Genomic DNA, 8,965 nt, shown 5'->3' on the forward strand with positions numbered 1-8,965 from the left:
TCTTACTCTCACCTGCCCAGAGTTCGGGGGCTGTTCTGCCAACCCAACGCCTTGACCATATTGGACGGCGGCTCTACCTCCCACCGGAGTTTACCGACCGGATGGTACAGTCTTGAAGAATGGATCGCAAAGCCGACGGAAAAACGCAAGTGCGCGCGTGTTAACGGCCGCGCGCGCAATCGCCGCGCGCGAGGGTGTTTCACATATCTCCTTCGATGCGATTGCGCGGGAAGCAGGACTGAGCAAAGGCGGTGTTCTTTACAACTTTCCGACCAAGCGCGACCTCATGGCGGCGCTGCTGAGGGACATGCTCTCCGAGCATGAGTCCCTAGAAGCGCGCCTGCCGCAGGACTCGCGACAACGCACCCTTCGTCGCCACCTTTGCTCGCTCCGCACCCTCGACGCAGCGGCTTCCGACGTTTCCATGGCGATCCTAGCCGTCGCGGCGGCCGAACCGGACCTTCTTGACCCGCTGCGTGACGCGCTTGAGGTCGATCTTTCCTGCATCGAGGCGGAAATGAAGGACACAAGCCTAGGGCGTCTGATCTTCTTCGCGCTGCAAGGACTACGTTTCCATTCGCTCTTGGCACTTCCAGATGGTGGGCCATCGGTTCGCAACGAGCTTGCACAGAAAATTGAGGAGATGATCGACAATGCCCATTGAAGGCAAAGCGAGAGCGCTGCTTGGACTTGGTGTCGCAGGCTGCGTCTGTGCGCTCCTGTTTGCCGTGCCGAGTTGGCAGATCCATGCGCAGGATCGGGAAGCGGCGAGCAGCAGTGACGTTGCCGGCCCTCCGTCAGGTGCTGAAGCGTCTGCGTTGCCCATGCCCGTCGAGATCACTCAGGCTGTCGCGTATTCCGAGGCCAGAACCCGATCCTTTGCCGGGACAGTAGAGGCGCTGAAAACGGTGGATCTCGCCTTCCAGGTTTCCGGGCAGCTTGTCGAGTTTCCAGTCATTGCCGGTGATCGGGTGACGACCGGCGACTTGATAGGACAGCTCGATAAGGCCGATTTCCAGCTTGCGCTGGACCGCGCGCGTGCCTCGTACGATCTGGCGCGCAGCGAGTTTACCCGCGCCTCCGCCCTGTCGGATCGCGGGGTCGCCACCGACGCGCAGCTCGACGCGGTGCGCGCGCAGCTTGCCCAGGCCGAGACGGCGCTGCGCGAGGCGGAACGGCGTCTGACCCAGACCGAGGTGCGCGCCCCCTTCGATGCCATCGTTGCCCGCACCTATGTTGAAGCCTATGCCAACGTGACGCCCGCCCAGCCGGTGGTGCGCCTTCAGGACGTCTCCGAACTCTTGATCCGCATTTCGCTGCCCGAGGATCTGGCCGCCGTGGCCCGCGTCCAGCCCGATCTGTTTTCGGTGACGGCCACCTTTCCGGCCGCGCCGGGCTATCGTCCGACGCTGGAGCCGCGCAGTTTCGCGGCCGAGGCCAATTCCTCGACCCGGACCTTCGATGTCGAGTTCAGGATCGCAGGCGATATCGACCCGCGCATCCTGCCGGGCATGACGGCGAACGTTGCGGTGGGCGAAATCGAAAGCAGCCGTCCTTCGCAGGCGGTGACGCTTCCCGTCTCGGCAGTGGACACGACCAGCCGGGCCAATCCGACGGTCTGGATCTACACTGCCGAGGACAGCACGGTCTCGCGCCGCGATGTCCGGCTGGGCCTGCCGCGCGACAACTGGATCGTCGTGCTGGAGGGGCTGGAGCCCGGCGAAACGGTGGTCGCAACCGGCTGGTGGCGCCTGCGCGACGGGGCACGAGTTGCGGTCGTCGGCCTTTGACGGCAGGCGCTTTGACCGCCGTCCAACACACTGCGGAACGGGAGAATGACCGCCATGGCATCTGAGACGGTTGATGCAGCACGCATGAGCATCGCGCGCGGCGCCATTCGCCGCCCCGTCGCCGTCTGGCTTGCGATCCTGTTCTGCCTGCTTGGCGGGCTCTGGGGGCTTGCCAATGTCGGCCGTCTCGAGGACCCGAGCTTCACGCTCAAGACCGCGCTTGTCTTCGTGCCCTATCCCGGCGCGACCGCCGAGGAGGTAGAGGAAGAAGTCGCCGATGTCATCGAAACCGCACTTCAGCAGATGCGGCAGCTTGATCGCGTGCAGTCGAAATCCATGCCCGGTATGGCGCAGATCACGGTCGAGATCGACATGCGCTACGGGCCCGACGAGATCCCGCAGATCTGGGACGAGATGCGCCGGCGCATCGGTGACGTGCGCGGCGAACTGCCCGCCGGCGCCCGCGCTCCGATCGTCAACGATGATTTCGGCGATGTTTACGGGCTGTTCTATGCCGTGACCACCCAGGGCCTGACGCCGACCGAACAACGCGATCTTGCCACGCTTTTGCGGCGCGGGCTGGTGACGGTGGACGGGGTGGCCAAGGTCGAGGTCCAGGGCCTGATCGAGGAAGAGATCACCATCGCGATCGACCCGGCCCGCTTGGCCGGTCTGGGCCTGCCGCCCGACCAGTTGATCGGCGTGATCGCCAGCGAGAACCAGGTTTTCGCCAATGGCGAGGTCACCGCCGACACCGCGCGCATCGCGCTATCCGTGCCGCGAGGCTATGCCACGGTTGAAGGGATCGAGACGCTGCGCCTCGGCGCAGCTGGCGAGGTCGGGCAGGCCACGGTTTTCGATATTGCCGCGGTCAGCCGCCACGAGGTGGAGCAACCCTCCCAGATCATTCGCCAGAATGGTGTCCGGGCCTTCACCATCGGCATTTCCGCACTGACCGACCGCAACGTCGTGGCTGTCGGCCAGGCGGTCGAGGCGCGCCTCGCCGAACTCGGCGAGCAGCTTCCCGAAGGAACAGAACTGGTTCCGATCTACGAACAGACCAAGGTCGTCGATGAAGCGGTGTCGAGTTTCCTTGTTGGTCTCTTGCAGTCGGTGGTTATCGTGGTCGGCGCGCTGATGCTTACGATGGGCTGGCGCGCGGGCCTTGTGGTGGGCGCCACTCTGGGCCTGACGGTGCTGGCCACCGTCTTCTTCATGGCGGTCCTCGGGATCGAGATGGAGCGTATCAGCCTGGGAGCGCTGATCATCGCCATGGGGATGCTGGTGGACAACGCCATCGTCATCGCCGAGGGCATGGTGATCGGCATGGCGCGCGGCCAGACGCCCGAGGACGCTGCCGCCGAGACCGAGAGCGCGACGAGCATTCCGCTGCTTGGCGCCACGGTCATCGGCATCATGGCCTTTTCGGGTATCGGCCTGTCGCCGGATGCGACGGGCGAGTTCCTTTTCTCGCTCTTTGCCGTCATCGGGATCTCGCTGTTGCTCAGCTGGGTTCTGGCAGTCACGGTCACGCCCTACCTGGGCAAGCTTCTGCTGAAGGCCCCGCGAGACATGTCGGCCGATCCCTATCGGGGGCTCATGTATCGGGCCTACCGCGGGATCCTGCACGGCTCGCTGCGCGCCCGCTGGCTGGTGATGCTGGTGATCGTGGGGATCACAGTCGCCTCAATCATGGCCTTCGGTCAGGTCAAGCAGGCCTTCTTCCCTGCCTCGAACACGCCGCTGTTCTACGTCCAGTTCCAGATGCCGCAGGGCACTGACATCCACACCACCGACCGCGCCATGCAGCGGCTGGAGCAGATTGTTATGGCCGAGCCCGATGTGGTGGCCGTGACGACGCTGGTCGGGCGCGGGGCCAGCCGCTTCATGCTGACCTACAACCCCGAACAGGCCGACCCCAGCTATGGCCAGCTGATCGTGCGAACGCGTGACGCCCTGGTGATCCCGGAACTGGCGGCCCGGCTGAACCGCGAGCTGGCGATGGAGTTCCCCCACGCGCTGGTGCGCACCGAGGAACTGGTCTTCGGCCCGCCGGCGGGGGCTGCGGTGGCGGTGCGCTTCTCGGGGCCCGATCCGCTGATCCTGCGCCAGCTGGCCGACGAGGCGCTGAAGATCTACGAGGCGGCCGGCACGATTATCGAGCCGCGCACCGACTGGCGCCAGCGCGAATTGCGCGTCGTGCCGATCGTCGATGAATCGCGCATGCGCCTGACCGGCGCCACCCGCCAGGCGATCGCCGACACGGTGCAGTTCGGCACCTCGGGCCTGCGCGTGGCCGCCCTGCGCGAAGGCGACGCCGAGGTGCCGATCTACCTGCGCCTGCCCGAAACCCAGCGCGACGGCATCGACCGCGTGCAGGACCTGCCGGTGTGGTCGCCGGGGGCCGGTGCCTATGTGCCGATGTCCAACATGGTGACCCGGATGGAGGTCGAGCTTGCCGAGGCGCTGATCCACCGGCGCGACCGCGAGCGCACGATCACCGCCCAGGGCGGCAAGCGGCCCGATCTGACGGCCGACCAGGCCTTCCGCAGCGTGCGGGCGCAGATCGAGGCGATGGAACTGCCCCCCGGCTACCGGATGGAATGGGGCGGCGAGTTCGAAAGCTCGCAGCAGGCTCAAGAATCGCTAGGCAAGCAGTTGCCGCTGGGCTTCCTCGTGATGCTGACGATCTCGATCCTGATGTTCAACAAGGTGCGCCAGCCGCTGATCCTGTGGCTTGTAGTGCCGATGTCGGTCACAGGGATGGTGCTGGGACTGCTTGCCAGTGGGATGCCGTTCACCTTCACGGCTCTGCTGGGCTTCCTGTCGCTGTCGGGGATGCTGATGAAGAACGCCATCGTTCTGGTCGAGGAGATCGACCTCAGGCGCGCGTCCGGGGCGGCGGATTACGACGCCGTGGTGGATGGCTCGGTCAGCCGTCTGCGCCCGGTGGTGCTGGCGGCGGGGACGACGATCTTCGGCATGCTGCCGCTGCTGCCGGACGCCTTCTTCGCCTCGATGGCGGTCACGATCATGGGGGGCCTTGCCTTCGCATCGGTTCTTACGCTGCTGGCAGTTCCAGTGCTCTATGCGATCTTGTTCCGCATCCGGCGACCCAACGCCGCTTCGGCACGGGAAATCCCCTCCGGTGCCACGACATGACCGCTTCGAAGCTGCCTTGCGGGGCGGCTTCGCCTGTCCGCATGATTGCGGACTTGTCGGACATCGAAGGGCCGCAACCTGACGCAAATCGGGGCAGGAGGACCGGATCGGCGATGACGGAGCTTTCGTCCCGGACGATCTGATGCCGTCAAACGTATTGCCGAGACCCGGTCGCGGGACGCATCACCGGCAAAGTCCCACGGAGTCGAGGCGGCAGGGCGGCGGGAAAGGTTCGGCGCAGGGGGCGGGCCGGGCATCGGGCGAAATCCCGGCTCCGAGCGCGATACATGAAGCTTGTCGCGATGCAGAAGGCGGCAAGGCTCGGGGCGCCGACGATCCGGGCCTTGCCTGCCAGCCCCTTTTTGGGGAACGTCCGGAAACCGATCGCAGGCCTTGCGCTCGGAAGCGACGGTCGCCGGATCGGCATCGCCCATGCCGAACTTTCCCTTCAGGAAGAGCCCGAAGGACAGTTTCTGCATGGCCGGTCCCGGAGGGATGGCCTGCCGCCAGGCCCACTGGTCCATCGGGGCCTGTGTGGCGGAATCGTGCGGGACTAGCCCCGCTTCGGGATGCAGGCTGGCGCGATAGCCACGGAGCGCCCGCGATTCCCACAAGACGAAATCGCCGTCCTCCAGCAAGGGCACCCTGGCATTCGGATTGCGCCGTAGGACATCCCCGGCGCGGAGGCCGACCTCGACGGTGTCGAGGTCGGTCACCAGTTCGAAGGCCACAGCGCGGACACGCAGGGCATCGGGCGGGAAGGTGGCGCTTTACAGGCGCATCCTGCCGCCCTCAGCCCTGCGAGCGCAGCAGTGCGGCCCTGTTTGCCAGCAGGAAGTCGCGAACGGACTGTCCCGGCTGGCCGGTCAGGGCATTCAGATCGGCGCTGGCCACGTCGAGATAGCCTTGCGCGATCGCCTCGTCGAAAGAGACGAAGACCCGCGCCATGAATTCCGGCAGGCCATTCGCGATCATCGCCTGCACCAGATCCTCGGAGGGCAGGGCGACATAGGAGATCTGCTAACAAACAGTTCCCACAATGTGCTTTCCTCCACTCTGCCCAATGGCTAGGCAGGGATGAACCCTGCGAGACCGCCGATGAACTCCGCCCTTACCGCCGTAACCCTTGTCCTTGCCTGCACTCTGCCCGCCTGCTCCAGCGAAACGACAGGCGACGATCTGCAGGGTGTGGCCTCGGTGATCGACGGCGACACCATCGAGATCCACGGCGCCCGCATCCGGCTGAACGGCATCGATGCGCCGGAAAGCGGCCAGCTTTGCCAAGACGCGCGCGGAACGGCCTGGCGTTGCGGCCAGCAGGCGGCGTTGGCGCTGTCGGACCGGATCGGGCGGCGGCAGGTGGTCAGCTGCCAGCAGACCGACACCGACCGTTACGGCCGGGTCGTGGCGGATTGTATTGTCGGCCGCGAGAACCTGAACCGATGGATGGTGCGTGAGGGCTGGGCCGTGGCCTACCGACAATATTCAACCGCCTATATCCCCGCCGAGGATCACGCCCGAACCGGCCAGCGAGGGATCTGGCAGGGCCGTTTCGACATGCCCTGGGACTGGCGCGCGGAACGTCGCAGCGGTCAAAATGCGGCACCGACAATGTCACGACTTTACGAACTGGCCGGTCAAAACTGGTCCTGCAGCCCACGCCGGACCTGCAGCCAAATCGGCAGCTGCGCAGAGGCGCGCTGGTATCTGCAGAACTGCCCCTGGGGCGGCAAGCTTGACCGCGACAATGATGGCATCCCCTGCGAAAGCATCTGCTGAGAGGGTCTTTCCGGTCTGGGAGGCCGGCATCGGATCGGGCCGGGCGCGGCCGATCTTGACCCAGACCGCCCACCTGCCCCGCTGTCCGGTCGCAGCACCATGCCAGAAATGGCCATGCGTGAGCAGGATCGGGGACCAGCTCCATTGCCCGTCTTGGATATATCCAGTGACCGTCGCGAGGCCCGGGATCGGGACTTTCGCAACGTCGGGTCGATGGGCGGCCTGCAGATCCTCGCGATCGCCTCCGACCCGTTGGAATTAGATTCACGTTGAATCTGGCGGGGTCAAATTCGGACGATTCAGCGTAAAAGCAGTTTCAGAGGATTTCCCAAGCAAAATCAATATGGCGAGGGGAGTTTAGATTCCCATGATAGAGAAGGGCTCTTAGCAAGGCTCCTCGGTGGGCCCACAAACTGCGTTTGCGCTCAGCACCGAATCCTTGCGAGGGAGATGCTCTCCCTTCGAACCCTCTGATCCGCACCATGGCGCGGAAAGTTTGGTCCCGGGGTGAACCCGGACGCTGCCGCGCTGCCGATCTCACCGATCTCCGCGCGTCAAAATAAGAGTTGGTATTTACACGTATCTGTCAATCTTGGGGATGGAAGGAGAGCTTCCATGCCCGATGACACATCCCGTCCCGGAACCACCAAGGTCAGCCGCGCCAGCCCGAAGTTCGGCGTGCGCATGCCGCCCGAAACCCGCGCTCTGCTGAACCGGAAGGCCAACGCCGCCGGTCTCAGCGAATCCGCCCTAATCCGCGCGCTGATCGAGGATGCGCCGATCGTCTCGGCGGCAGAGCAGACCGCGCGCCAGCAGACCAATGCGCAGCTGGCGCGTATCGGCAACAACCTCAACCAGCTCGCCCGCCATGCCAACAGCTGGCGTGGCAATGCCGATGCAGCCCTGCTGGCCGCCGAGGTGGCCGCGATCCGCGCCGAGTTGCGCGCGATTTTCGACCCCAAGGCCGAGACGGGGAAAGGCGGATGCTGATCAAGTTCCTCAAGCACACCGGCGCCGCGCGCGATGGTCAGCCCGGCGATCCCGATGCTCGCCTTGCCATCGATTATCTGCAGGGCGAGATGGTGCTGAAGCCGGAACGCGCCGGCGGCCCCAAGGTCTGGATCAGGCGCGCCACACCGCCGATCCCGATCTCGGGAAATGCCTGGCTGATTAGCCAAACCTGCGCCGCCCTGCCGTTTCAGCACCGCTATACCTCGGGCGTCATCGCCTTCGACCGGCACGACATCGACATCGCCGCCTGGACCAGGGGCGATCTGGCCCTGCGTGGCCTGACCGATGCGCTGATGCGCGATTTCGAGGACACCTCCTTCGCCGGCATCCCCGAAGAGCATCGCCCCGAGGTGCTGTGGAACGCGCATACCGACAAGCGGCGGCTGGAACTGAACTTTCTGTTCGCGCGCGCCGTGCTGGACAGTCAGGGTCGGCTGAAAGCCATCAACCCCAAGCCGCCGCGCTCGATCGGCTTCGCGCTCTGGGAGGCGTTCCGCGACAGCTGGAACCATCGCCATGGCTGGGCCGACCCGCTGGCGCCGGAACGCCATCGCCACCTGAAGCTGCCGGGGTCGGTAATCAGCAGCCCGGCGCGCGATATCGAAGGCAATCCCATCTTCGACATCCGTGAGGAACTGGACATGGCCGTTGGCATGGAGATCGAGCGCGGTCGCATTGCCAACCGCAACGATGTTCTGGCCTGGCTGGAGGCTCAAGGCCACCGGATCACAAGGAAGGGCAAGAATTACATCTCGGTCGAATGCCTGCTGCCTCCTGAACGCGGCGGCCCCCGAAACGCGCCCAACCGCTATGCCAGGGCGATCCGGCTGTGCGGAGATCTGTTCGATCAGCGCTTCACCTCGCCCGCCTGGCTGGACGAATGCGGCTGGAATGATGGCGGCCTGCCACCCCAACGGCGCGACATGCGCGGCGCGGCAGCGACGCTGGACCGGCTGCGCGCATTGCGGGCGGCGCATCATCGCGAACGGCTTGGCTGGCCGGAGGAAGCGCCGGATCCCGAACCCGACGCGGAGGATGAGATCGAAGGGACGACCTGCGCCTGGTCGCCGCCCTCGCCACAGCCGGCTCGCCAGCATGACACCCGCACGAAACCCCGGCGCCCCACTTTCGACGAGGCCCGCCTGCCCGAGGATCTGATCGCAAAGCTGCGCTTCGTCGATTATCGCAAGCGCCGGATCTGGCTGCAGGACGGATCCTCGGTC

8 protein-coding genes are annotated in these 8,965 nt (G+C 65.4%); 6 read left to right on the forward strand and 2 right to left on the reverse strand.

Features of this window, described 5'->3' with window-relative positions; all coding sequences use genetic code 11:
• Positions 1-112: 112 nt before the first annotated feature.
• The 3 genes from ACFOMH_RS20265 (at position 113) to ACFOMH_RS20275 (ending at position 4,952) form a co-directional block, all read left to right on the forward strand.
• On the forward strand, positions 113-664 hold the full coding sequence (locus ACFOMH_RS20265; protein ID WP_065169882.1) for a TetR/AcrR family transcriptional regulator: 552 nt from the start codon (positions 113-115) through the stop codon (positions 662-664).
• A 160-nt stretch (positions 665-824) separates the two neighbouring features.
• Positions 825-1,790: an efflux RND transporter periplasmic adaptor subunit gene (locus ACFOMH_RS20270; RefSeq protein ID WP_161905878.1), complete on the forward strand. Its 966-nt coding sequence runs from the start codon at positions 825-827 to the stop codon at positions 1,788-1,790.
• Positions 1,791-1,874: 84 nt separating this feature from the next.
• Entirely contained in the window at positions 1,875-4,952 is a 3,078-nt protein-coding gene (locus tag ACFOMH_RS20275) for an efflux RND transporter permease subunit (RefSeq protein WP_377746743.1), read from the forward strand.
• On the opposite strand, the gene ACFOMH_RS20280 is transcribed toward ACFOMH_RS20275, so the two are convergent.
• Entirely contained in the window at positions 4,877-5,698 is an 822-nt protein-coding gene (locus ACFOMH_RS20280; RefSeq protein WP_377406730.1) for a glutathione S-transferase family protein, read from the reverse strand. The genes ACFOMH_RS20275 and ACFOMH_RS20280 overlap by 76 nt on opposite strands.
• A 46-nt stretch (positions 5,699-5,744) precedes the next feature.
• Positions 5,745-5,936, reverse strand: a complete 192-nt coding sequence (locus ACFOMH_RS20285) for a hypothetical protein (protein ID WP_377746744.1) — start codon at positions 5,934-5,936, stop codon at positions 5,745-5,747.
• A gap of 114 nt (positions 5,937-6,050) precedes the next feature.
• Between ACFOMH_RS20285 and ACFOMH_RS20290 the strand changes: the two genes are divergently transcribed.
• The 3 genes from ACFOMH_RS20290 to ACFOMH_RS20300 form a co-directional block, all read left to right on the forward strand.
• Positions 6,051-6,731 carry a thermonuclease family protein gene (locus ACFOMH_RS20290; protein ID WP_377746745.1) on the forward strand — a complete coding sequence of 227 codons (681 nt, stop codon included), beginning with the start codon at positions 6,051-6,053 and terminating at the stop codon, positions 6,729-6,731.
• A gap of 615 nt (positions 6,732-7,346) precedes the next feature.
• Positions 7,347-7,721, forward strand: coding sequence for a plasmid mobilization protein (locus ACFOMH_RS20295; protein WP_377746746.1), 375 nt, complete (start codon positions 7,347-7,349; stop codon positions 7,719-7,721).
• Positions 7,715-8,965 (forward strand): hypothetical protein (locus ACFOMH_RS20300; protein ID WP_377746747.1); only part of this gene is annotated, 1,251 nt, incomplete at its 3' end. The genes ACFOMH_RS20295 and ACFOMH_RS20300, both read left to right, overlap by 7 nt.

It is taken from the genome of Paracoccus mangrovi (genome assembly GCF_042648425.1).
Classification (GTDB): Bacteria; Pseudomonadota; Alphaproteobacteria; order Rhodobacterales; family Rhodobacteraceae; genus Paracoccus; species Paracoccus mangrovi.

Coding starts and splice junctions, on each gene's coding strand:
- ACFOMH_RS20270 (WP_161905878.1), top strand. CDS start 825: ATGCCCGTCGAGATCACTCAGGCTGTCGCGTATTCCGAGGCCAGAACC.
- ACFOMH_RS20275 (WP_377746743.1), top strand. CDS start 1,875: ATGAGCATCGCGCGCGGCGCCATTCGCCGCCCCGTCGCCGTCTGGCTT.
- ACFOMH_RS20290 (WP_377746745.1), top strand. CDS start 6,051: ATGAACTCCGCCCTTACCGCCGTAACCCTTGTCCTTGCCTGCACTCTG.
- ACFOMH_RS20295 (WP_377746746.1), top strand. CDS start 7,347: ATGCCCGATGACACATCCCGTCCCGGAACCACCAAGGTCAGCCGCGCC.